The sequence below is a fragment of the Phaeobacter sp. PT47_59 genome (assembly GCF_028890025.1).
Lineage (GTDB): Bacteria > Pseudomonadota > Alphaproteobacteria > Rhodobacterales > Rhodobacteraceae > Phycobacter.
On the sequence record NZ_JARCJL010000007.1, the window covers coordinates 1 to 20,830 of the forward strand.

22 protein-coding genes are annotated in these 20,830 nt (G+C 62.0%); 8 read left to right on the plus strand and 14 right to left on the minus strand.

All coding sequences use genetic code 11. The features are described 5' to 3' along the window. The 3 genes from PXK01_RS08060 to PXK01_RS08070 form a co-directional block, all read right to left on the minus strand. On the minus strand, window positions 1-242 hold a 242-nt coding region (locus PXK01_RS08060; protein ID WP_274859588.1), incomplete at its 3' end, for a GTP-binding protein. 164 nt (window positions 243-406) lie between these two features. Then, a complete protein-coding gene (locus PXK01_RS08065) occupies window positions 407-979 on the minus strand; it encodes a hypothetical protein (protein ID WP_274847706.1) in 573 nt (190 codons plus the stop codon). Between the two features lie 85 nt (window positions 980-1,064). Next, the gene (locus PXK01_RS08070) at window positions 1,065-3,413 is read right to left on the minus strand and encodes a DNA topoisomerase IV subunit A (protein WP_274859590.1); all 2,349 of its coding nucleotides are present in this window, start codon (window positions 3,411-3,413) and stop codon (window positions 1,065-1,067) included. A 253-nt stretch (window positions 3,414-3,666) separates the two neighbouring features. Here PXK01_RS08070 and PXK01_RS08075 point away from each other — a divergent pair, with 253 nt between their 5' ends. The 6 genes from PXK01_RS08075 (at window position 3,667) to PXK01_RS08100 (ending at window position 8,017) form a co-directional block, all read left to right on the plus strand. After that, window positions 3,667-4,332, plus strand: a complete 666-nt coding sequence (locus PXK01_RS08075; protein ID WP_274859592.1) for an SH3 domain-containing protein — start codon at window positions 3,667-3,669, stop codon at window positions 4,330-4,332. A 45-nt stretch (window positions 4,333-4,377) separates the two neighbouring features. After that, window positions 4,378-5,208, plus strand: a complete 831-nt coding sequence (locus PXK01_RS08080; RefSeq protein WP_274859593.1) for an SDR family NAD(P)-dependent oxidoreductase — start codon at window positions 4,378-4,380, stop codon at window positions 5,206-5,208. A 71-nt stretch (window positions 5,209-5,279) separates the two neighbouring features. Continuing rightward, window positions 5,280-5,486 (plus strand): twin transmembrane helix small protein, encoded by a 207-nt coding sequence (locus tag PXK01_RS08085; protein ID WP_274847702.1) that lies wholly within the window; start codon window positions 5,280-5,282, stop codon window positions 5,484-5,486. A 6-nt stretch (window positions 5,487-5,492) separates the two neighbouring features. Beyond that, window positions 5,493-6,065, plus strand: a complete 573-nt coding sequence (locus tag PXK01_RS08090) for a cob(I)yrinic acid a,c-diamide adenosyltransferase (RefSeq protein ID WP_274847701.1) — start codon at window positions 5,493-5,495, stop codon at window positions 6,063-6,065. Window positions 6,066-6,329: 264 nt separating this feature from the next. After that, window positions 6,330-7,088, plus strand: coding sequence for an electron transfer flavoprotein subunit beta/FixA family protein (locus PXK01_RS08095; RefSeq protein ID WP_274847700.1), 759 nt, complete (start codon window positions 6,330-6,332; stop codon window positions 7,086-7,088). Then, complete coding sequence (locus tag PXK01_RS08100) at window positions 7,088-8,017, plus strand: electron transfer flavoprotein subunit alpha/FixB family protein (RefSeq protein WP_274859594.1); 930 nt, start codon at window positions 7,088-7,090, stop codon at window positions 8,015-8,017. Before PXK01_RS08095 ends, PXK01_RS08100 begins: the two co-directional genes overlap by 1 nt. 94 nt (window positions 8,018-8,111) lie before the next feature. Here PXK01_RS08100 and PXK01_RS08105 read toward each other — a convergent pair whose 3' ends face one another. Next, window positions 8,112-8,936 carry a DUF6473 family protein gene (locus PXK01_RS08105; RefSeq protein WP_274847698.1) on the minus strand — a complete coding sequence of 275 codons (825 nt, stop codon included), beginning with the start codon at window positions 8,934-8,936 and terminating at the stop codon, window positions 8,112-8,114. A 156-nt stretch (window positions 8,937-9,092) separates the two neighbouring features. On the opposite strand from PXK01_RS08105, the gene PXK01_RS08110 reads away from it, so the two are divergent. Beyond that, a complete protein-coding gene (locus PXK01_RS08110) occupies window positions 9,093-9,968 on the plus strand; it encodes a 3-hydroxybutyryl-CoA dehydrogenase (protein ID WP_274859595.1) in 876 nt (291 codons plus the stop codon). Window positions 9,969-10,198: 230 nt separating this feature from the next. Here PXK01_RS08110 and PXK01_RS08115 read toward each other — a convergent pair whose 3' ends face one another. The 7 genes from PXK01_RS08115 to PXK01_RS08145 are packed head-to-tail and all read right to left on the minus strand — an operon-like array spanning window position 10,199 to window position 15,642. Beyond that, window positions 10,199-11,092 carry a lysophospholipid acyltransferase family protein gene (locus PXK01_RS08115; protein ID WP_274859738.1) on the minus strand — a complete coding sequence of 298 codons (894 nt, stop codon included), beginning with the start codon at window positions 11,090-11,092 and terminating at the stop codon, window positions 10,199-10,201. A gap of 35 nt (window positions 11,093-11,127) precedes the next feature. Further along, window positions 11,128-11,397 carry an HPr family phosphocarrier protein gene (locus PXK01_RS08120; protein ID WP_274847696.1) on the minus strand — a complete coding sequence of 90 codons (270 nt, stop codon included), beginning with the start codon at window positions 11,395-11,397 and terminating at the stop codon, window positions 11,128-11,130. Window positions 11,398-11,406: 9 nt separating this feature from the next. Next, complete coding sequence (locus PXK01_RS08125; protein WP_274847695.1) at window positions 11,407-11,805, minus strand: PTS sugar transporter subunit IIA; 399 nt, start codon at window positions 11,803-11,805, stop codon at window positions 11,407-11,409. A gap of 21 nt (window positions 11,806-11,826) precedes the next feature. Further along, entirely contained in the window at window positions 11,827-12,693 is an 867-nt protein-coding gene (gene rapZ, locus PXK01_RS08130) for an RNase adapter RapZ (RefSeq protein WP_274859596.1), read from the minus strand. Beyond that, window positions 12,686-13,159, minus strand: a complete 474-nt coding sequence (locus PXK01_RS08135) for an HPr kinase/phosphorylase (protein WP_274859597.1) — start codon at window positions 13,157-13,159, stop codon at window positions 12,686-12,688. The genes rapZ and PXK01_RS08135 overlap by 8 nt, the downstream gene beginning before the upstream one ends. Window positions 13,160-13,183: 24 nt before the next feature. Further along, window positions 13,184-14,899: a sensor histidine kinase gene (locus tag PXK01_RS08140; RefSeq protein WP_274859598.1), complete on the minus strand. Its 1,716-nt coding sequence runs from the start codon at window positions 14,897-14,899 to the stop codon at window positions 13,184-13,186. 35 nt (window positions 14,900-14,934) lie between these two features. Next, on the minus strand, window positions 14,935-15,642 hold the full coding sequence (locus tag PXK01_RS08145) for a response regulator transcription factor (RefSeq protein WP_274847692.1): 708 nt from the start codon (window positions 15,640-15,642) through the stop codon (window positions 14,935-14,937). 342 nt (window positions 15,643-15,984) lie between these two features. Between PXK01_RS08145 and PXK01_RS08150 the strand changes: the two genes are divergently transcribed. Continuing rightward, the gene (locus PXK01_RS08150; protein WP_274859599.1) at window positions 15,985-17,595 is read left to right on the plus strand and encodes a phosphoenolpyruvate carboxykinase; all 1,611 of its coding nucleotides are present in this window, start codon (window positions 15,985-15,987) and stop codon (window positions 17,593-17,595) included. 80 nt (window positions 17,596-17,675) lie between these two features. Here PXK01_RS08150 and dgt read toward each other — a convergent pair whose 3' ends face one another. The 3 genes from dgt to PXK01_RS08165 form a co-directional block, all read right to left on the minus strand. Beyond that, window positions 17,676-19,028: a dGTP triphosphohydrolase gene (dgt, locus tag PXK01_RS08155; RefSeq protein WP_274859739.1), complete on the minus strand. Its 1,353-nt coding sequence runs from the start codon at window positions 19,026-19,028 to the stop codon at window positions 17,676-17,678. Between the two features lie 76 nt (window positions 19,029-19,104). Continuing rightward, the gene (locus tag PXK01_RS08160) at window positions 19,105-20,004 is read right to left on the minus strand and encodes a cation diffusion facilitator family transporter (RefSeq protein WP_274847690.1); all 900 of its coding nucleotides are present in this window, start codon (window positions 20,002-20,004) and stop codon (window positions 19,105-19,107) included. Between the two features lie 61 nt (window positions 20,005-20,065). Beyond that, on the minus strand, window positions 20,066-20,830 hold the full coding sequence (locus tag PXK01_RS08165) for a sulfite exporter TauE/SafE family protein (RefSeq protein WP_446728433.1): 765 nt from the start codon (window positions 20,828-20,830) through the stop codon (window positions 20,066-20,068).

Genomic DNA, 20,830 nt, shown 5'->3' on the forward strand with positions numbered 1-20,830 from the left:
GCGTGGCCGGGGCAGTCGACGTGCGCGTAGTGACGCGCCTCGGTTTCATACTCAACGTGGGCGGTCGAGATGGTGATGCCGCGGGCTTTTTCTTCCGGCGCGCCATCGATCTGGTCGTATGCCTTGAAGTCACCGAAGTATTTGGTGATCGCTGCGGTCAGCGTGGTCTTGCCGTGGTCAACGTGGCCAACGGTGCCGATGTTGACGTGCGGTTTATTACGCTCAAACTTTTCCTTAGCCATTCTCTTGGCGCCCTTTTGAAATGTGGGGTCCATCTGCGACCCGGTTTCCTCTGCGCGCGCCGATTATTTGGTTTACGCGCAAAAATCAACCCGTTCCTGCTTGACAGAGGTGGATTTGGCCAAGTTCAGCCGGATTGTTCGGGTTTCAGCCCCCCGGCAGGGGGTTAGCCCTCTTCGCTGGCCTTTTCAGCTGCCGCTTCGCGCGGGGCGAACCAGCCGTTTTTCTTGTGCTGCTCAGCCAGGAATTCCTCGACCGCATCGGCGATATTCAGGGACAGGCCGGCGATCTGCTCTTCCCGGGTGCGGCTATGCCCCGAACCGACAATGGCGCTTTCGCCGGTGGTGCTTTCGAAGATCTCCATCTGGTGCTTGTCGGCCAGAAATTCCTTCTTGGCAACGTCGTAGACAAAAACATTCACCACCGCGACGCTTTTGGGGCTGAACAGAATCGGCACCCCCGCCGGGGCCAGCATGAAGCCTTCAAGCGTGACCGCCACATCGTATTCCTGCGCCCCGTCGTAGCGACGCAGACGCGCCTCCAGCGCGGTTTTCATCGGTTCCAGCCATTCGGATTGCTCCGCATCGCGGGACATCGGCCATTTCAGCGCCTTCTCGGTATAAACGTGGGCCACGCGCACCTTGAACGCACCCAGATCCTCGGGCGGCTCGTTCAGTTGCGTTTCACCGCAGGCCGCGACCAGGGCAAACAGGCCCAGAAAGGCGAGAAGTCGGATCATGTCTTGTTCCCTTGATCACACCGGGCAGGATGCCGGTCGCCGCCAGATAGCCAGAGCGGGCAGCGCCGGTAAACCCCGGTGTCGATTATTTGAACTTGTAGTTGCGCGGGAAACCATAGGGCGGACGTTTGCCGACGCCGGCCCGCTTGCCCAGCCATTGGCCAAGATCGGTCTCGTGACGGGTCTTGCCACCGCCCATTTCCCACGTAAGGCCATCGTCCCAATTGAATGTGGTAACATCGCTGAGGCCGCCGTCCAGTTCGAGCGAACCCTGCTTGCCGCGCGCCATGTTGTATTTCTGCAGGCGCACGCCCTTGCCGCGGGTCAGCTCCGGCATTTCCTCGACCGAGAAGACCAGGAACTTGCCATTCTCCGACACCACGGCGACGTGATCGCCCTGAACCGGTACGCAGATCTTCGCCTTTTCGTCATCCTTGACGTTCAAGACCTGCTTGCCGCCGCGGGTCTGGGCGACGATGTCCTTTTCAGCGCAGATGAAGCCGTTGCCCGCGGAGGAGGCCACCAGGAGCCGCCCTTCGGGGTTGTGGATCAGGATATCGACGATCTCCACCTCGTTGGGCAGATCCACCATCAGGCGGACGGGTTCCCCCATGCCGCGCCCGCCGGGCAGGTTCGCCGCCGACAGGGTATAGAATCGCCCGTTGCTGCCAAAGACCAGCAAACGGTCGGTAGTTTCCGCATGGAAGATGAAGCGCGGCCCGTCGCCGTCCTTGAACTTCAGCTCGCGGCTGAGGTCGATATGGCCGGTCATTGCCCGGATCCAGCCCATCTGGGAGCAGACCACGGTGATCGGTTCGCGGTCGATCATCGCCTCTAGCGGCACATCCTCGACCTCTCCCGCCTCGGCAAAGCGGGTGCGGCGGGCGCCGCCTTCGTAATCCTTGCCAAAGGTCTTTTTGGTCTCGCGCAGCTGTTCGGTGATCCGGCTCCACTGCAGTTCTTCCGATCCCAGCAGCTCGACCAGCCCAGCGCGTTCTTCGCGCAGGGCGTCGCGTTCGCGCACCAGCTCGATCTCTTCCAGCTTGCGCAGGGAGCGCAGGCGCATGTTGAGGATCGCCTCGGCCTGTACCTCAGAGAGTTCCCCTGCCCCTTTGGCGGGCGTCACATAATCGGCCTCGTCATGGGCGCGAGGGTGATCCTTGGACCAATCCTCGCGCATCAAGGCAGCCTTGGGATCCTCGTCATAGCGGATGATGTCGATCACCCGATCAAGGTTCAGGAAGGCGATGATGAAACCGTCCAGCACCTCCAGCCGGTGGTCGATCTTTGCCATCCGGTGGCGCGAGCGGCGCTGCAGCACGTCGCGGCGGTGATCGAGGAAGGCGCGCAGCACCTCCTTCATCGAGCAGACCTTGGGCGTCACCCCGTCGATCAGCACGTTCATGTTGAGCGAGAAGCGCACCTCAAGATCGGAGTTGCGGAACATCAGCCCCATCAGGATCTCGGGATCGACGTTCTTAGATTTCGGCTCCAGCACGATGCGGATGTCGTCAGCGGACTCGTCGCGCACATCGGCCAGGATCGGCACCTTCTTGGTCTGGATCAGCTCGGCGATCTTCTCGATCAGCTTGGACTTCTGCACCTGGTACGGAATTTCCGTGACCACGATCTGCCACTGGCCGCGGCCCAGGTCCTCGACCTCATGGGTGGCGCGCAGACGGAAGGATCCCCGCCCCGTGCGATAGGCCTTGGCGATATTCTCCTTGGGCTCGACGATAATGCCGCCGGTCGGGAAATCGGGGCCGGGCACGTATTTCAGCAGTGTATCATCATCGGCACCCGGCGCCTTGATCAGGTGGATACAGGCGTCGATCAGCTCGGCGATGTTATGGGGCGGGATGTTGGTCGCCATGCCCACCGCGATGCCGCTGGCGCCATTGGCCAGGATATTCGGGAAGGTCGCGGGCAAGACAGCCGGTTCCGTCAGGCGCCCATCGTAGTTGTCGCGGAAATCGACCGCGTCTTCGCTCAGCCCCTCCAGCATCGCCTCGGCGACGAAGGTCATCCGCGCCTCGGTATAGCGCGAGGCCGCCGGGTTATCGCCGTCGATATTGCCGAAGTTGCCCTGGCCGTCCACCAGCGGATAGCGGACGTTGAACTCCTGCGCGAGGCGGGCCATGGCGTCATAGATCGCCGCATCGCCGTGGGGGTGGAAATCCCCCATGGTATCGCCGGAAATCTTGGCCGATTTCAGGAACCCGCCGGTCGAACTCAGCCGCAGACGGTTCATCGCGTAGAGAATCCGCCGGTGCACCGGCTTCAACCCGTCGCGCGCATCGGGCAGCGCCCGGTGCATGATCGTGCTCAGCGCATAGGTCAGGTAACGCTCGCCAATGGCGCGGCGCAGGGGTTCCAGCACTTCGCCATTCTGCGGCGCGGAGGGGAGGTCGGGGTCTTCTACCAAGTCGCTCATTCCGTGGTAATACTGCCCCCGTCTGCCGTGGTAAAGCGGCGCGTTACCGACTGCCGAATTACCGCAATGCGGCGGGGGAGAAGAAAACTGACTCTCCCCCTGTGCCCAAAGCCCTCTTTCACCTAAGATTAAGCCCGCGCCGCCTATGGTCCCCCCGCCTGCCCCGTCCCGTTTTTTTACAAGGGCCGAAGCGTGGGCACCGGGTCCAGCTGCCACCGGCGGCTTGTCGTTGATTTGTTTCGGGGGATGCGCCATGTCGCGCTTTGTTCTGGTGTCTTTTGCATTCCTCGGATGGGGGTTTTACGAATTGAGCGGCGGCGGCGATTTCACCCCGCCCGAACGCCCTGTCACCGAGGTCGCCACGGCGCCTGCTCCCAAATCGAGCCGTGAAACCCAAGAGGGGATCACCGTCTCCGCCGCCTCTCTGGTGACGCACACCACGATCGAGACGCGCCACAAGAGCCTGGTACGCGCACGCATCGAAGAGCGGCAAGCCGCCACCGTGCTTGCCCCGCAAGCCCTGGGCCGAGGAGCGCGCGACGTCTCGGCGGCGGCATCCGCCAGCCTGTTCAACGCCGGCCTGGGATCGGGTGGGCTACAGCTTGCCTCGCTTGAGGCGGGTCTTGGCGGTGGCTTGCAGAGCGAGGCGCCCGAACGCGCAGCCCCTGCCTCGACCCCGCCCAACGTGCCGCAGGCTCAAGACGCCGAAGTCGATCTGGACCTGCGCAGCATTCGCGCCTCGCGGGTCAACATGCGGCAGGGACCGGGTACTGCCTATCCGATCATCACCCGCCTTCTGGCCGGGGACGAGGTGATCGTCATCGATGACAATAGTGCCGGGTGGCTGCACCTGCGCACCACCGACAATGCGCATTTCGGCTGGATCGCCGCTTCACTGGTAAGCAAAAAGACCCCATAACGGCGCTGGCGTGGCGCGCCGCCGCGCAAAGCCAAAGGGGGTCTCATGCAGAAATCCATCCTGATTACCGGCTGTTCCTCCGGGATCGGCCTTGATGCGGCACGCGGCATGCGGACCCGCGGCTGGCGGGTCTTTGCCTCCTGCCGCCAGCAGCATGACTGCGACCGGATGCGCGCCGAGGGGTTTGACAGCCCGCTGATCGACTATACCGACGCCGAAACGATCTCGTCCGGCCTTGGGCAGGTGCTCAAGGCCACCGGCGGCACCCTGGATGTGCTGTTCAACAATGGCGCCCACGGGCTGCCCGGCGCGGTGGAGGATCTGCCGACCGAGGCCCTGCGGGATATCTTCGAAAGCAATTTCTTCGGCTGGCACGAGCTGACCCGCCAGGTCATTCCGGTGATGCGGGAACAAGGCCATGGGCGCATCGTGCAGAATTCCTCGATCCTGGGGCTGGTCTCCTTCCCCTGGCGCGGCGCCTATGTGGCGACAAAATACGCGGTGGAGGGGCTGACCGACACGCTCAGGATCGAGCTGATCGACACCGACATCCACGTGATCCTGATCGAACCCGGCCCGGTGACCTCGAAGATCCGCGAGAACTCCATTCCCCATTTCGAACGCTACGTGAATTGGCAGGCATCCCCGTTGCGGGACCTCTACGAGAAAAGCCTGCTGAAGCGGCTATACGAGAGCAAGGGACCAGACACCTTTGAACTACCCGCCTCGGCGGTGACGGCCAAGCTGATCCATGCCTGCGAATCGCCGCGCCCACGCCCGCGCTACTATGTGACCACCCCCACCCATGTCGCGGGCGTCCTGCGCCGGATTTTGTCGACCCGGTCAATTGACCGCATCCTGACCCGCCTTAGATAGCGGATTCGCGGTCGCCATCGGCCCGTCCAGGCGGTAGACCGACACAAGGCTAATGCGAAGGAGCAAGCGCAATGGGTGGTGACCCGCTATACATTCTGGCCGTCGTCGCCATGGCGGCGGTGGTGATCGTTCTGGTGATCGGCATGGGCGGCTTCGGCAAGGGCGGCGCCTTCAACCACAAGTACGGCAACAAGATGATGCGGCTGCGGCTGCTGTTCCAGTTCATCGCCGTGGTGCTGATCGCGGGCTTTGTCTATCTGCGCACGCAAGGGGGCTAAGGAAGCATGGTTGTTCTGAGCAAGATCTACACCCGCACCGGCGACAAGGGCGACACCGCCCTGGGCGATGGGCAGCGGGTTGCAAAACATTCCGCGCGGGTCAGCGCCTATGGCACCTCGGACGAGCTCAATGCCTTTGTCGGCGTGGCCCGGCTTGAGGCCTCGGGCGAGATGGACGCAGCCCTTGCCCGCATTCAGAACGACCTGTTCGATCTGGGCGCCGACATGTGCCGCCCCGATATGGCCAAGGACGCCGAGGCCGAATACCCGCCGCTGCGGATTGCGGATGTTCAGGTCGAGCGGCTTGAGGCCGAAATCGATGCCATGAACAAGGATCTGCAGCCGCTGCGCAGTTTCGTGCTGCCGGGCGGCTCGAAACTCTCGGCGCATCTGCATGTCTGCCGCACCGTGGCGCGCCGCGCCGAACGGCTGGCCACCGAACTGGCCACAGAGGAAGAGGTGAACCCGGCGGCGGTGCGCTACCTCAACCGCCTGTCCGACTGGTTCTTCGTCGCCTCCCGGATCGCCAACGAAAATGGCACGCGGGACGTTCTATGGGTGCCCGGCGCCAATCGCTGAGCCAAGGGCGGATCTGGCGAATCGCCCGGGGCCACGCTGCCCCGGCGTGATCCCCGCCCCGGAAAGCTGCCGTGGCGGCAGTCGGCTTTCCGTTACGAAACATTCTTGCAAAAATGATGCCCCAAACATGCAGACGCGACGTCCGGGGCCGCCAACGTGACGATTTTTCGCTGTTGCCCGCATGGCTGACCCGGTATCAACGGCGCGAGAGCATGAAGGCCAGCCGCCCATGCGGCAGGCCATTTGTTAAGGAGAGAACGCAAAATGAAGGTACTCGTGCCTGTCAAACGCGTGATCGACTACAACGTGAAGGTCCGTGTCAAAGCGGACGGCAGCGGTGTCGATCTCGCCAACGTCAAGATGTCGATGAACCCCTTTGACGAGATTGCCGTCGAAGAGGCCATCCGCCTGAAGGAAGCCGGCAAGGCAGACGAGGTCGTTGCGGTCTCGATCGGCGTGAAACAGGCTCAGGAAACCCTGCGCACCGCGCTCGCCATGGGGGCCGACCGCGCGATCCTGGTTGTTGCCGCCGATGACGTGCACACCGACATCGAACCCCTGGCCGTTGCCAAGATCCTCGCCAAGATCGTCGAGGAAGAGCAGCCCGGTCTGGTTCTCGCCGGCAAGCAGGCGATCGACAACGACATGAACGCCACCGGCCAGATGCTGTCCGCACTGCTGGGCTGGTCGCAGGGCACCTTTGCCTCCGAGATCGACATCGACGGCGACAACGCCAAGGTCACCCGCGAAGTCGACGGCGGCCTGCAGACCATCAGCGTGAAGATGCCTGCCATCGTCACCGTGGACCTGCGCCTCAACGAGCCGCGCTATGCCTCGCTGCCCAACATCATGAAGGCCAAGAAAAAGCCGCTGGATGAGAAGACCGCCGCCGACTACGGCGTCGATGTCTCGCCGCGCCTGGAAGTGGTCTCCACCAAGGAGCCCGAAGCGCGCTCGGCCGGTATCATCGTGGGTTCGGTCGACGAGCTGGTTGCAAAACTCAAAGAAGCGGGGGCTGTGTAATGGCTGTTCTTCTCCTTGCCGAAGTGAACAACGGCGAACTGGCGCTGGACGCCACCGCCAAGGCCGTCACCGCCGCCAAGGCACTGGGTGACGTGACCGTTCTGTGCGCCGGTGCATCCGCTGCCGCCGCAGGTGACGCCGCCGCCAAGATCGATGGCGTTGCCAAGGTTCTGGTCGCCGAGGACGCCTCGCTGGGTCACCGCCTGGCCGAGCCGACCGCAGCACTGATCGTTTCGCTGGCGGGCGACTACGAGCATATCGTGGCCCCGGCCACCACCGACGCCAAGAACGTGCTGCCCCGCGTGGCCGCGCTGCTGGACGTGATGGTGATCTCCGACGTGACCGCAGTGGTTGACGGCGAAACCTTCGAGCGCCCGATCTACGCCGGTAACGCGATCCAGACCGTGAAGTCGAAAGACGCCAAGAAGGTCATCTCCTTCCGGACCTCGACCTTTGATGCGGCGGGTGAAGGTGGATCTGCCGCCGTTGAAACCGCCGGTGCTGCCGAAAACCCCGGCCTGTCCGAATGGGTCGAAGACAAGGTTGCCGAAAGCGACCGCCCCGAGCTGACCTCGGCTGGCGTCGTTGTCTCCGGTGGTCGCGGTGTCGGTTCCGAAGAGGACTTCAAACTGATCGAAGGCCTGGCGGACAAGCTGGGCGCCGCAGTTGGTGCCTCCCGTGCCGCGGTCGATTCGGGCTATGCGCCGAACGACTGGCAGGTGGGTCAGACCGGCAAGGTCGTCGCGCCCGAGCTTTACATCGCAGTCGGCATCTCCGGTGCGATCCAGCACCTGGCGGGCATGAAGGACTCCAAGATCATCGTCGCCATCAACAAGGACGAAGAGGCCCCGATCTTCCAGGTTGCCGACTTCGGCCTGGTGGCCGACCTGTTCCAGGCAGTGCCGGAACTGACAGAAAAACTGGGCTGACCCCCGGAGTGCCCCGGCTCTGACCGGGGCGCACACCATAGAGGCCCGCACAGGATGCGGGCCTTTTTCATTGTCAGATGCAGTTTCCTGACGCCTAGCGCGGGTTCAGAACCGTCTGCAACTGCTCGGCCGTGGCGCAGCCGATCCGATTATGCTCCTTCGGCCCCAGCATGTGTTTGGCCGTGGGCATGTCGAGCGGCCCCATGTCCATCCCAAACACATCATTGGCCAGCCCTGCGGTAGAGACGGGCAGCTCCACCACCCCCTTTACCAGGGGCCGCAGCGAATCCACCATGCCCTGGTCGATCAGAACCGGCTCCCGCCCGAGCAGCCCGGGACCGCCAAGCGTGTAGCGCAGCCACAGCAGCACCACGCGCCCCTCCATCATCGCGATAAGATCCCCCATGCGGCTGACCCAGTCCGACTGCAGATGCAGGCGCAGGGTTTCGAAACGCTCTTCGGACACCTGCTTCAATCGGCTCAGAAGGTGCTTGCTGAAATGAAACTCGGTGAAATCCACTTCCGGATACAGCGAGGTCAGCTCAGAACGGGCCTTCAGAAAGCGATCGTTGCGCCGCGGATGGACCTTGTAATAGCGATTTGACAGATTCTGCGCCCCAAGCAATTGCACCACCGCAAGATCCGCATCGCGCGCGATCTTCATCAGGCTGGTATCGCACAGGAAGCTTTCCAGCCCCGCGTTCACCCCACCCAGGTTGACGCACGGCTGCTCCACTAGCGTTTCCGTCACGGCCGGGAAGGGCTCCGCGACAAAGCGTCCGAAGACTTCGGTTCCGCCCAGGAATGCAATATACGGGTCATCTAGATCACGCACGGGTCCACGCACTTGCAGCCTTGATCCCGCATAGCAACATGTTCCGCCCGAAAGCGCCGTAACGCTTTTGAGTTCGTAGCTCATAGTCCCACCAAATTTTTCACCCAATAATCAATCTGAGGCTCAAAGCTTGCAAATTCCCTAAAGTTCAAATTCGGTTAAAATAGCACTGGTGCGGCCTTGTGCCTCCCCCGAACCGCCCGATAAGATCCTCCGGCAGGCAGCCAGGGAGCCAGGGGCATGGAAGTCAAAAAGATCGGTGTGATCGGTGCGGGGCAAATGGGCAACGGGATTGCCCACGTGATGGCCATAGCGGGCTATGATGTTGTTATTAATGACGTAAATCAAAGTGCCCTGGATGGCGCAATCGGCACGATCCAGAAAAACCTGGCCCGGCAGGCCAGCCGTGGCAAGATCAGCGAAGAAGAAGTGCAGGCCGCGCTCGCCAGGATTGTACCGACCCTGTCGCTGGCCGATATCGGCGCGACGGATCTGGTGATCGAAGCGGCCACGGAACGCGAAACCATCAAACAGGCGATCTTCGAAGACCTGCAGCCGCATCTGCAGCCGCAAACGATTCTCACCTCGAATACCTCCTCCATCTCCATCACCCGCCTGGCAAGCCGGACGGATCGCCCCGAGCGCTTCATGGGGTTCCACTTCATGAACCCGGTGCCGGTGATGCAGCTGGTCGAGCTGATCCGCGGCATTGCCACCGACGAAGAGACCTTCGCCGCCTGTCAAACCGTGGTGGAACGGCTGGGCAAGACGGCCGCCAGCGCCGAGGATTTCCCGGCCTTTATCGTCAACCGCATCCTGATGCCGATGATCAACGAGGCGGTCTATACGCTCTACGAAGGGGTCGGTTCGGTGAAATCCATCGACGAATCGATGAAGCTGGGCGCCAATCATCCCATGGGGCCGCTGGAACTGGCGGATTTCATCGGGTTGGACACCTGCCTTGCCATCATGAACGTGCTGCATGACGGGCTGGCCGACACCAAATACCGCCCCTGCCCGCTGCTGACGAAATACGTCGAGGCCGGCTGGCTGGGCCGCAAGACCCAGCGCGGCTTTTACGACTACCGCGGCGAAACGCCGGTCCCCACCCGCTGAGCCGCTGCTTCGGAGCCCTCCTCGCCTGGGGACCAACGGGCGAAGGGGGCAACAGCCTGCCAGACAAATCGCGGAGGCTCCGCGCCCCAAGGGGCGTGGAAACCGTTATTTGCCTTGCAGGATGGGGTCGCTTTCGCCAGGCCGGGATCAGGAGAGGAGGGATCTGATGCTGCTGCTTTGGTGACTCTGAAGCCCCAGACATCAGGCTCCACAGGTTCAACGCTGAGAAATCAGTCTTTCTCGCCAAGCGACAGCGTATGCTCGCGCAGCCAGGCCATGAAGCCACGCGGATCGCTGTGTAGCCGTTCCATCTGCTCATCCGTCAGCGGCTTGCCCACGACGGGCGCCTGCGGCTTGTTGCAGGAGCGCACGATCTCGTGCAGCAACAGCCCTTGCCGCAGGATCGGAGAGATCCGGCAGGCAATCTGATACCAGCGCGAGTTTGAGCCCGGGAAGAACATCGGCACCACGCGCGCGCCTGAACGCCGGATCAATTGCGCGGTAAAGACGTTCCATTCCCGCTCCACCGCAGGTCCGAACCAGCTGTCAGAGGACATCACCACGCCCGACGGGAACAGCGCCACCACGCCGCCCTCTTTCAGATGCGCCATGGTCTTGGCGCGCATCTCGACCATCTTGCGCTGTGCTTCGGGATCGTGGGGAAACGGCACCGGGATCATGAAAGAGGTCGCCGCCTCGTCCAGACCGGTCAGTACCGAGCGTGTCAGGATCCGGTAGTCCAGCCGGGTGCGGCCGATGAGATCGGCAAAGATCATGCCATCGACCATGCCGTGCGGGTGGTTGGCGACGATCACCACCGGCCCTTCGGCCGGGATGTTGCGGATCTGCTCTTCGGGGGTCAAAAGATCGATCCCCATGACGTTCAGCGCCCCGCGCCAGAACTTCTGACCGCGATACTGGGCGTTCTGTTTCTCGAACTTCTTGACCATCCGCAGGATGGACAGCTTGCCGGTGCACCATTCGAGGGCGCGAATGGCCAGTGCCGTCCAGCGGTCATCAAAGGAGTTGGCATAGGTCAGCGTGCGCCGGTCATAGACCTCGCCCGTTTGCGACCCACTTTCCGGTGTGAGGCCGCCGTCATGGTCATGCGCCGTATCCGCCACTGTGCCCTTCCCGTCTTTCACAGCTGCTCTGCCGCTCAGTACCCTTCGCCGAATTTATCGGCGACCAGGGCCTCCAATGCCTCAGCCAAAGCGCCTGCATCAGGCCCCGAGGTTTCGACGTCAATAGTCGTTCCTTTCGAGGCTGCCAACATCAAAAGCCCCATGATGCTGTCGCCGGACGCCGACATCCCATCCTTGGAAACTTCGGCGGTGGCATCAAAGCCTTCGACAACCTCCACGAGCTTTGCCGAAGCCCGTGCATGCAGGCCTTTTTCGTTCACGATCTGAAGCGTCTTCACAACCATTGAAATATCTTACTCCCCTGCGGGGTTTATGTTCTGCGAGTTGATGTACTTGCGACCGGCTTCCATCGCCTGACGCACCGCATCAGCCACCGGCAAATGGCGCGACTTCGCCAGTTTGATCAGCATCGGAAGATTCGCGCCATATAGGATCCGTCGGTCCACCGGCACGCAGGCGCGCAGGCTGAGGTTGGAGGGCGAGCCTCCGAACAGATCCGTCACGATCACCACACCGTCGCCGGTGTCGACCTCATCGGCCACACGGCAGATCTCGCGCTGTTTTTCGTCGCGGTCATCGTCCGGCGCGATCGTGATCGCACGCAGGTTCGGCTGCGCCCCCACCACATGTTCGACCGCCGCCAGATATTCTCTGGCAAGCCCCCCATGTGCGACAATCACAATTCCGATCAACCGGTCTCTCCGTTCTGCTGCCTAGCTCTGCAGCTCGCGATGCCTAATTGACACCTGCTGTCCGTCTTCCGCAAGGGCCTTTGCCAGGGTTTCTGCCAGTGTTACGGACCTGTGCTGCCCGCCGGTACAGCCAAAGGCGATGGAAAGATGCGATTTCCCCTCGCGGCGAAAGGCCGGCAGCAGGAATTGAACCATATCCGTCACCCGCAACAAAAAGCCCTCATAGAGGGGATCCTCCGCGACATAGGCCTGCACGGCAGCGTCACGCCCGTTGAGATGACGCAACTCCTGCTTCCAGTAGGGATTGGCCAGGAAGCGGCAATCGAACACCAGATCGACGCTGCGTGGCACCCCGCGCTTGTAGGAAAAACTCTGAACCGACAGCGCCAGCGAGCGCCCGCCCGGCGCAAACCAGTGTTCGATCTCGGCCTTCAACTGGTGGACATTCATTTCAGATGTTTCCAGCAGCATGTCGGCCCGCTCGCGGATCGGCGCCATCAGATCCAGCTCTTTTGCCACGCCGACCTCGGGCGTTTCGGCAGGCGCCAGCGGGTGACGGCGGCGAGTTTCGGAATAGCGGCGCAGCAGGATCTCGGCGCGGGCATCAAGATAGAGCACCGTCAGCTCCGCACTGCGCCGGGCCGCCAGCATGTCGATCATGTCCAGGAGTCCAGCCGGAGAGAAATCCCGGTTGCGGCTGTCGAGCCCCAGCGCCATTGGGGCTGCGCTGTCCTGAACGTCTATCAGCTTGGGAAGAAGTCGCAGCGGCAGGTTGTCAATCGCCTCGAACCCGAGATCCTCCAGAACGTTGATCGCCGTGGTACGCCCGGCTCCGGAGGGGCCGGTGACCAGAACAATCGGCTGCACATCGCGAGAGGGCTTAGGCATCGGGGTCCAGGGCTCCGCATTTCAGATATTGCATCAGGGCCGGGGCGAAATGCGCGGCATCGACCCGTTTCAACACGGGAAGGGTGCGCCCCAGTATCTCCTCCCATATCTGAACCGGGAGCCGGTCACCTTCAACCCTGTCCATGTCCACGATCGCCACAACGCGGGCCTCTGCGGCAGATTGCGCACGCAGGATGCCCAGGCCGCGCGCCTCGATCAGGCCTTTTGTCGCCTCGGGGGCGGATGCAACAAGATCAGCGTCATTAACGCGCAGCAGAACCCGATCATCGGCCACCAGCTGGGCGCCATAGGCCATCAGTTGAAGACACAGCGCGGACTTGCCACGACCCGCCGCGCCCCTGACCAGCAGGGCCCGCCCCTCCAGCGCGACGCAGGAGGCATGCAGGCACAGGCCCGTGTCAGACTGGTTCGTGTCCGGCTTTGGCATGGCGTCCGGCTGGGTCATGCCTGCGCGGATGCTGGACCAGGGTCAGACCGGCAAACCAACCACAAAGCGCGCCCCCAGGGGTTCGGAGGTGATATCCACTTCGGTCGGGCGGATATTCTCGGCCCAGATCACCCCGCCGTGGGCTTCGACAATCTGTTTCGAGATCGCCAGGCCAAGGCCCGAGTTGTTGCCAAAATGCTCGGCCGGGCGCTGCGAGTAGAAGCGCTTGAAGATATTGGACAGCGCCTGTTCGGGAATGCCGGGCCCGGTGTCTTCGACCACCACCAGCACGCGGTTGGCGCGGCGGCGGGCCCAGACCCGGATGGCATCGCCATCTTCGCAGAAGGAAATCGCATTGGTGATCAGATTGACAAAGACCTGCGCCAGGCGGGCCTCAAGCCCATGGATCATGATCGGCTGCGGCGGCAGGTCGGCAATATAGTCGATGCCCTTGGCCCGCGCATCCTCGCCCAGGAACTGGTTGAGGTTGCCAAGCATGGTCAGAAGGTCGAATTCCTCTTCCTCTTCCTTGACCAGTTCTGCGTCCAGACGGGAAGCGTTGGAGATGTCACTCACCAGCCGATCAAGGCGGCGCACGTCATGTTCGATCACTTCCATAAGCTTCTCCCGCTGATCATCCCGCTTTACCATTCGCAGGGTCCCGACGGCCGATTGCAGGCTGGCCAAAGGGTTCTTGATCTCATGTGCCACATCAGCTGCAAATTGTTCGTTACTATCGATGCGACTATATAAAGCTTTCACCATTCCGCGCAGCGCCCGGCTGAGACGGCCGATCTCGTCAGGGCGTGCAGACAGGTCCGGGATACGCACCCGGCCCGGATGGCTCTTGCGGGCATCGCGGTCGCGTCCGCTTTCTGCCGCCGCGGCCAGGTCCGCCAGCGGATTGGCAATGGTCGAGGCCAGGACCAGGCTCAGGCCGATGGAGACCAACAGGGCCACCACGAACATCTGCAGCACCCGCTCGCGCTCACTGCGCACCAAGGCGTCGATTTCACCGATCGGAGAGGCCAGCGCCACGACGCCGACTGCCTGCCCGTTGTGAATGATCGGAGCCGCCGCCGAGAAGACGGTGCCGCCACGGGTATCAACAGCGGTATCGATAATGGCCCCGGCGCCCAGGGTGCGTTCTGCCAGAACCCCCAGCTGCGCTTCCAAAGGCGGCGCTTCGGCGCCTGCTGCACCTTCGGTGTTGAACAGGCGGCCCACGGTGGACCAGAGCGCCGACAAACCGTCGGAAATCAGTGTGCGGCCGGTTTCGCTTTCGTTGAGGGCATTCAAGGCATCCGAGCGCGCCACGCCCTTGACGCTGGCGATCAGCGTTCCTTCGGCATCGAAGACCATCGCCTCGACACCGCCGCGCAGGTTGAGACCTGACAGGGTGCGCGCCGCGTCGATCCCGTCGCCGGTGGCAAAGCTCACGCTTCCGACCGCGGGCAGTTCCGCCTCGAAGACATCGGCAATCAGGCTCGCCTCGGAAACCAGGGCGCCGGCCTTCTGCCGCACCAGGCTCTGGCGCGAGGAATTGAGGTAGAGAATGCCCGCCACCAGAATGATAAGGGCAATCAGGTTGAAGGTGATGATCTTGCGGGTGAGCGGAGATCCCTTGAGCGAGAACATCCCGCGACGCGCCCGGCGCACCTGCATGTCTTCGGTCACCGTCTGCTCCGGGGCGACCCAATCGTCGCCCAGGACCACATCCCCTTTGGATGGGTTGTCAGTGCCGCCGGTGTCGCGCATAGGCGCTTGCCTCCCCAACAAAGCCGGAATTGGCTTTATTCTTCATTGTAGCGGTAGCCGATCCCGTAGAGCGTCTCGATGGCCGCGAAATCGGAGTCGGCGCTGCGCATCTTCTTGCGCAGGCGCTTGATGTGGCTGTCGATGGTGCGATCGTCCACATAGACCTGATCGTCATAGGCGACATCCATCAGCTGATCGCGGCTTTTGACGAAGCCGGGCCGCTGCGCCAGAGCCTGCAACAGCAGGAACTCGGTCACCGTCAGGGATACATCCTTGCCCTTCCAGCTGACCGCGTGGCGCAGGGGATCCATGCGCAGGTTGCCGCGCTCCATCACCTTGGTTTCAGCAGCGGCAGCGCCATCGCCCGCATCGCCGCTGATCGCCTCCTGACGCCGCAACAGGGCGCGGATCCGTTCCACCAGCAGCCGCTGCGAGAAGGGTTTCTTGACGTAATCATCCGCCCCCATCCGCAGGCCCAGGACCTCGTCGATCTCATCGTCCTTGGAGGTGAGGAAGATTACCGGCATCTGGGTTTTCTGACGCAGGCGCTGCAACAGGTCCATCCCGTCCATGCGCGGCATCTTGATATCCAGCACCGCCATATCTGGAAGCTTCTTGTTGAAAGCATCCAGCGCGGCCTGGCCATCGTTGTAGGTTTCGACCTCGAACCCTTCGGCCTCGAGCGTCATCGCCACAGAGGTCAGGATATTCCTGTCGTCATCCACCAAAGCAATCTTCGACATTGAAAGCGCCCCTCAATCACTGCTCAGCTTTTCGCCTTTTACCTTCCTTAATCGCCGTTTCGGCACGGCGAATCAATCCCCATTGGCGAATCATGGCTCTGTTGCAGCTTATTTTGGACAAAAATGTCTAAGCCCGGACTAAAGAGCGGCCTGTCTTTTCGGCCCCGGCGGAATGGTTGCGCTAAACCTTGTCTTGATGGCGCTAACTGCGCCAAAGCGTCCTGTTCACCCCCTAAAACGTCATGTTAAGACCCCGCTTACCGGTGTCGATACCGGGGAATTTGCGCATGGGCGCGGCTTTAAATGTATGCGGTCATCTGGCCGCCACAGGAGAAAGAACACATGACATCAGGCACGGCATCAGGACGGGTGAACCCGAATTTCCGCCTCGAGGATCAAGGCATCGAGGGTCTGGGCAATGTCTCTTACAACCTGATGGAGCCCGCGCTGATCGAAGCGGCCCTGAAACGGGGCGAAGGCACCCTGGGCAATGGCGGTGCGTTCCTCGTCACCACCGGCAAGTTCACCGGCCGCTCTCCTCAGGACAAACACGTCGTCAAAACCGACAGCGTTGCCGACACCATCTGGTGGGAAAACAACGCCGAGATGAGCCCGGAAGGCTTTGATGCGCTTTATGCCGACATGCTGGAGCACATGAAGGGTCGCGACTACTTCGTGCAGGATCTGGTCGGCGGCGCCGATCCGGCCCATGCCATCAACGTGCGCATGGTGACCGAGCTGGCCTGGCACAACCTCTTCATCCGCCACCTGCTGCGCCGCCCCGAGCGCGAGGACCTGGATGAATTCCTGGCCGATTTCACCATCATCAACTGCCCCAGCTTCCAGGCAGACCCGGCCAAGCACAATTGCCGCTCCGAGACCGTGATCGCGCTGAACTTCGACAAGAAGCTGATCCTGATCGGCGGCACCGAATATGCGGGCGAGAACAAGAAATCCGTCTTCACCCTGCTGAACTACCTCTTGCCGGAAAAAGGCATCATGCCGATGCACTGCTCGGCCAACCACGCCAAGGGCAACCCGGTGGACGCCGCCGTCTTCTTCGGCCTCTCCGGCACCGGCAAGACCACCCTGTCGGCAGACCCCGACCGCGTACTGATCGGCGATGACGAACATGGCTGGGCCGACAACGGCACCTTCAACTTCGAAGGCGGCTGCTATGCCAAGACCATCAACCTGAACCCCGAGGCTGAGCCGGAAATCTACGCCACCACCTCCAAGTTCGGCACCGTGATCGAGAACATGGTCTTCGACCCCGAGACCTTTGAGCTCGACTTCGACGACGACAGCCTGACCGCAAACATGCGCTGCGCCTATCCGCTGAACTACATCTCCAACGCATCGGACACCGCGCGCGGCGGTCACCCCAAGAACATCATCATGCTGACCTGCGATGCCTTCGGCGTGCTGCCTCCAATCGCGCGGCTGACCCCTGCGCAGGCGATGTATCACTTCCTGTCGGGCTTCACCTCCAAGGTGGCCGGAACCGAGCGCGGCGTGACCGAGCCGGAGCCGACCTTCTCCACCTGCTTTGGCGCCCCCTTCATGCCGCGCCGCCCCGAAGTCTACGGCAACCTGCTGCGTGACAAGATCGCCCAGCACGGTGCCACCTGCTGGCTGGTCAACACCGGCTGGACCGGCGGCGCCTATGGCATCGGCTCGCGCATGCCGATCCGCGCCACCCGCGCCCTTCTGACCGCGGCCCTGGACGGTTCGCTGGCAGAGGTCGAGTTCCGCAAGGACAGCAACTTCGGCTTTGACGTGCCGGTTGCCGTGCCCGGCGTTGCCGAGGTTCTGCTGGACCCGCGCCGCACCTGGGACGACCAGGAAGCCTATGACAAGCAGGCCGCCAAGCTGGTGCAGATGTTCTCGGACAACTTCGAACAGTACCTGCCCTATATCGACGAAGACGTGAAAGCCGCCGCCATCGGCTAAGGCCTCACTTCTTGCGCAAAACAAAAAAACCCCGGCCTGGTGCCGGGGTTTTTCATTTGACCTGCTGTGGGACAGGACGCTCAGCCTTGCGCGATGCGTCCCTCGACCATGTCGCGCACCTTTACCGCATAGCGGTCGGTCATGCCGGAAACAAAATCGGCCAGCGAGTGCAGCGCCGTGTATTCATCCTGCACACCGCGCAGATCCAGATCCACAGCGCGGATCAGCTTTGCCCAGTGGGAATTCTCCTCTTCCAGCTTGGCCTGATCCCACTGGCAGTCTTTCAAGTCCTCGAACAGCATATAAAAGTGGTCGAGAATACCATGCAGGATCTGGCGCCCGGATACTTCAAGTTCAGTTTTCCGACGCGCAACGAAAATCCGAGTGTTCGCCAAGTCCTCTAGCTTCTGAAACCCATCAGCCTTAGATGAAGCCCCAACAAGATCGCTGTTGAACTCGCCCATCATGATAGCATCATAATTGCTCATGAAGGCTTCAACGGCACCTGCAATTGCCCCGGTTATCGCAACCGCTCTGAGCGCACCGATACGCTCTCGCGCTGGAATTGTTGGCATGTAGTTGGCCTTACCCGCGATTCCTTCAAGAGCTTCGACAACCTCCAGAACCTGAAGGTCGCCCATAGTTGCAGCATCTTCGGTATCCAGAATGCGGTAGCAGATATCGTCCGCTGCCTCGACCAGAAAGGCGAGCGGATGGCGGCGACACCAGCCTTGGCTTTCGCGGATCAAGCCCAAAGCGTCGGCGATTTCCTCAAACAGCGGCGCATCCGATGCAAATACACCGAATTTTTTCAACCCTACGTAAGGAACCTTGCCCCCCACTTTCATCTCGTCATGCATTTCACGCGTACAGGGATACTTCATAAAAGCACCGAGAGTGGCATAGCTTAGGCGAAGGCCGCCATCTTGGTGACCGTATTCCAACCTGCCTACAATCCTGAGGCCCTGGGCGTTTCCCTCGAATTTTCGAAACTCATTTCTCTGGTTTTCTGGAATTGCCTCAAACAGCCCGCCGTTCCCTTTAAAGTGCTTAGAGAACCAGCTGCCGATTGTGTCTTCCCCCGAATGTCCGAAAGGTGGGTTGCCAATATCATGCATTAGACATGCGGCTTGGATATGACCGGATAATCTGCTGATTTGCTCATCCGATATCCTCTTCTTGTCTTCAAGCACAGCGCCAACCCCCGCGCCCAGCGACCGCCCAACACTGACCGTTTCCATGCTATGGATCATCCGGTGATGCACGTGGTCATGATCGTGCAGGGGATGAACCTGGGTTTTCTGGGCCAGGCGGCGGAAGGGCTCGGAAAACAGGATCCGGTCATGATCCTGCAAATAGGCGGGGCGGCCCGGCTTTTCCTCAAAATCCGGTCGACACAGACGCCCCGGGTTCAACAACTTTCCCCACTCCATAATCATACAGCATTCTCCATCCGCTTCTCCCCCATAGGGCGAGTTAAAGGATAACCGAACGGGAATTGCAATCGCCTCAGCGCGGGGAGATGCCGGTCTTTTCCAGCTTGTGCTCTGGCTCCACATGGATATTCACCTTCGCCTCGGGCAGCTCGGCGCGGATCGCGTCCTCGACCCGGTCGCAGATGTCATGTGCCGCGCGCACCGTCATCATGCCCGCAACCACCATGTGGAACTCCACGAACAGCGCCGTGCCTGCGCGGCGGGTCTTCAACCCATGCACCTGCAGCGCCCCTTCGGCCGAGCGGTGGATGATCTCCTCGATTTCCTCGCGCTCTGCCGCCGGGGCAGCGGAATCCATCAACCCGTTCACCGATGCCACCACCACCGCGTAGCCCTCGCGCAGGATATTGAGCGCCACCAGCAGGGCCAGTGCCGGATCCAGCCAGCTCCAGCCGCTCCACAGCGCCAGGCCAAGGCCGACCAGCACCCCGGCAGAGGTCCAGACATCACTCATCAGATGGCGCCCACCCGCAACCAGCGCCGGAGATTTCAACACGCCGCCCCGCCCGATCAGGACCCGCGCCCACAAGAGATTGGCCACCATGGCGCCCGCATTGATCCAAAGCCCCGCCATGCCCCATTCGGCTGGCGACACCGGGCGCATCAGCGCATAGATGGATTGCTCCAGGATCAGGAAAGCCGCGATGATGATCATGATGCCTTCGGTCACCGCCGAGAAATACTCGGCCTTGTGGTGCCCGAAGGGGTGATCCGCATCCGGCGGACGGCTGGCATAGCGCACCGCGAACCAAGCCAGCACCGCACCGCCCACGTTCACCAGCGATTCCAATGCATCGGAAAACAGCGCAATGGAGCCGGTCAGCCACCAGGCAATGACCTTCATCCCCAGAACGATCAGGGAAACCAGGATGGAACCAAGGGCCAGCTGATGTGCCGTCAGGCGATTGCCCATGTCGCTCTTCTGCCCCGCATGACTAGTCCGGCCCAAACCTGCCCGGCTTTGCGGGCTGTGCCTACAGCATCAAGGCACGGCGCAGCAAATTCAACCCCGCAACCAGCAGCACCACCAGGGTCACCCGCCTGAAGGCCACCTGATCGATACGGTCATGCAGACGTCCTCCGACCCACATGCCCAAGACGGCTGGCAGGATCAGCGCCACCGAGAAGGGCGCCGTTTCCGCCCGCATCACGCCGGATGCGATATGCCCGAACAAGAGCGCCACCGCCCCCATGCCGTAGATCACCCCCTGCACCCGGATCTGCTCGCTCTTTTCGGTGCCAAGCGCGGTGAGATAGGCCACCGTCGGCGGCCCCCAGATGCCCGACATGCCGCCGATCAGCCCGGCAAAACCACCCACCAGCGCCTCGGAACGGCGGGTGGGTCTGGACAGGGTCAGCTGCTTGCCCATCAGCTGCGTCAGCGCGAACAGCGACACAGGCACGCCGATGATCAGCAGCATCACCTGTTGCGGCAGCACCCGCACCATCTGGGCGCTGGCCAAGAGGAAGACCAGACCGACCAGCAGGAACAGCCGAAACCGCTTCATCGATTGCATCGCCGCCGCCACCCCCTGGCGCAGCGCCTGCATGCCATTGGTCACAAGCGTTGGCAGGATGAGGCCGGCAAGGGCGATCTCGGGCGACATGAACATGCTGAGCCCGGAGACCAGAATCATCGGCATGGCAAAACCGACCAGCCCCTTGACCGTGCCCGCCACAAGGGCAACGCCAAAGGCGGCCACCAGTTCTTCAGGTGTAAATGCAGCAAAGAAATCCAT

Bases quoted from the DNA above. Each gene is read 5' to 3' on its own strand.
- PXK01_RS08065 (WP_274847706.1), bottom strand. From the start codon at position 979: ATGATCCGACTTCTCGCCTTTCTGGGCCTGTTTGCCCTGGTCGCGGCC.
- PXK01_RS08070 (WP_274859590.1), bottom strand. From the start codon at position 3,413: ATGAGCGACTTGGTAGAAGACCCCGACCTCCCCTCCGCGCCGCAGAAT.
- PXK01_RS08075 (WP_274859592.1), top strand. From the start codon at position 3,667: ATGTCGCGCTTTGTTCTGGTGTCTTTTGCATTCCTCGGATGGGGGTTT.
- PXK01_RS08080 (WP_274859593.1), top strand. From the start codon at position 4,378: ATGCAGAAATCCATCCTGATTACCGGCTGTTCCTCCGGGATCGGCCTT.
- PXK01_RS08085 (WP_274847702.1), top strand. From the start codon at position 5,280: ATGGGTGGTGACCCGCTATACATTCTGGCCGTCGTCGCCATGGCGGCG.
- PXK01_RS08090 (WP_274847701.1), top strand. From the start codon at position 5,493: ATGGTTGTTCTGAGCAAGATCTACACCCGCACCGGCGACAAGGGCGAC.
- PXK01_RS08095 (WP_274847700.1), top strand. From the start codon at position 6,330: ATGAAGGTACTCGTGCCTGTCAAACGCGTGATCGACTACAACGTGAAG.
- PXK01_RS08100 (WP_274859594.1), top strand. From the start codon at position 7,088: ATGGCTGTTCTTCTCCTTGCCGAAGTGAACAACGGCGAACTGGCGCTG.
- PXK01_RS08105 (WP_274847698.1), bottom strand. From the start codon at position 8,936: ATGAGCTACGAACTCAAAAGCGTTACGGCGCTTTCGGGCGGAACATGT.
- PXK01_RS08110 (WP_274859595.1), top strand. From the start codon at position 9,093: ATGGAAGTCAAAAAGATCGGTGTGATCGGTGCGGGGCAAATGGGCAAC.
- PXK01_RS08120 (WP_274847696.1), bottom strand. From the start codon at position 11,397: ATGGTTGTGAAGACGCTTCAGATCGTGAACGAAAAAGGCCTGCATGCA.
- rapZ (WP_274859596.1), bottom strand. From the start codon at position 12,693: ATGCCTAAGCCCTCTCGCGATGTGCAGCCGATTGTTCTGGTCACCGGC.
- PXK01_RS08135 (WP_274859597.1), bottom strand. From the start codon at position 13,159: ATGACCCAGCCGGACGCCATGCCAAAGCCGGACACGAACCAGTCTGAC.
- PXK01_RS08140 (WP_274859598.1), bottom strand. From the start codon at position 14,899: ATGCGCGACACCGGCGGCACTGACAACCCATCCAAAGGGGATGTGGTC.
- PXK01_RS08145 (WP_274847692.1), bottom strand. From the start codon at position 15,642: ATGTCGAAGATTGCTTTGGTGGATGACGACAGGAATATCCTGACCTCT.
- PXK01_RS08150 (WP_274859599.1), top strand. From the start codon at position 15,985: ATGACATCAGGCACGGCATCAGGACGGGTGAACCCGAATTTCCGCCTC.
- dgt (WP_274859739.1), bottom strand. From the start codon at position 19,028: ATGGAGTGGGGAAAGTTGTTGAACCCGGGGCGTCTGTGTCGACCGGAT.
- PXK01_RS08160 (WP_274847690.1), bottom strand. From the start codon at position 20,004: ATGGGCAATCGCCTGACGGCACATCAGCTGGCCCTTGGTTCCATCCTG.
- PXK01_RS08165 (WP_446728433.1), bottom strand. From the start codon at position 20,830: ATGGATTTCTTTGCTGCATTTACACCTGAAGAACTGGTGGCCGCCTTT.